This window comes from Martinezella lusitana (assembly GCF_010668395.1).
GTDB classification, from domain to species: domain Bacteria; phylum Pseudomonadota; class Alphaproteobacteria; order Rhizobiales; family Rhizobiaceae; genus Rhizobium; species Rhizobium lusitanum_A.
This window is the reverse complement of record NZ_WUEY01000069.1, coordinates 1-1020: the sequence shown is the minus strand read 5'-3', so window position 1 is coordinate 1020 and position 1020 is coordinate 1. Positions and strand designations below refer to the sequence as shown.

The 1020-nt window shown below is 64.4% G+C and carries 1 protein-coding gene; it reads left to right on the top strand.

Annotated features, from left to right (window positions below; translation table 11 throughout):
• The coding region (locus GR212_RS36545) for an S-(hydroxymethyl)glutathione dehydrogenase/class III alcohol dehydrogenase (RefSeq protein WP_163995013.1) at nucleotides 1-1020 on the top strand (1020 nt) is incomplete at both ends.

The following is a 1020-nucleotide window of genomic DNA, read 5'->3' as shown; positions in this document are numbered from 1 at the left end:
GTGAAGGCGACGGGCATCTGCCACACCGACGATTTCACGCTGTCGGGCGCCGATCCGGAAGGTCTCTTCCCCGCCATCCTCGGCCATGAGGGCGCCGGCATCGTCGTCGATGTCGGACCGGGCGTCACCTCGGTCAAGAAGGGCGATCACGTCATTCCGCTCTATACGCCCGAATGCCGCGAGTGCCCGTCGTGCCTGTCGCGCAAGACCAACCTGTGCACGGCGATCCGCTCGACCCAGGGCCAGGGCCTGATGCCGGACGGCACCTCGCGCTTCTCCATCGGCAAGGACAAGATCCATCACTATATGGGCTGCTCGACCTTCGCCAACTTCACGGTGCTGCCGGAGATTGCCGTCGCCAAGGTCAATCCCGACGCGCCCTTCGACAAGATCTGCTATATCGGCTGCGGCGTGACGACCGGCATCGGCGCGGTCATCAACACCGCCAAGGTGGAGATGGGGGCGACGGCGATCGTCTTCGGTCTCGGCGGCATCGGCCTCAACGTCATCCAGGGCCTGAAGCTTGCCGGCGCCGACATGATCATCGGCGTCGATCTCAACAATGACAAGAAGGCCTGGGGCGAGCGCTTCGGCATGACGCATTTCGTCAATCCGAAGGAAGTGGGCGACGACATCGTGCCCTATCTCGTCAACCTGACGAAGCGCGGCGCCGACCAGATCGGCGGAGCGGACTACACCTTCGACTGCACCGGCAACACCCGGGTGATGCGCCAGGCGCTGGAGGCGAGCCATCGCGGCTGGGGCAAATCGGTGGTCATCGGCGTTGCCGGCGCCGGCCAGGAGATCTCGACGCGTCCGTTCCAGCTGGTGACGGGCCGCAGCTGGATGGGGACCGCCTTCGGCGGCGCGCGTGGCCGCACCGACGTTCCGAAGATCGTCGACTGGTACATGGAGGGCAAGATCATCATCGATCCGATGATCACCCACACCATGCCGCTCGAGGACATCAACAAGGGCTTCGAGCTCATGCACTCAGGCGAAAGCATCAGAAGCGTGGTG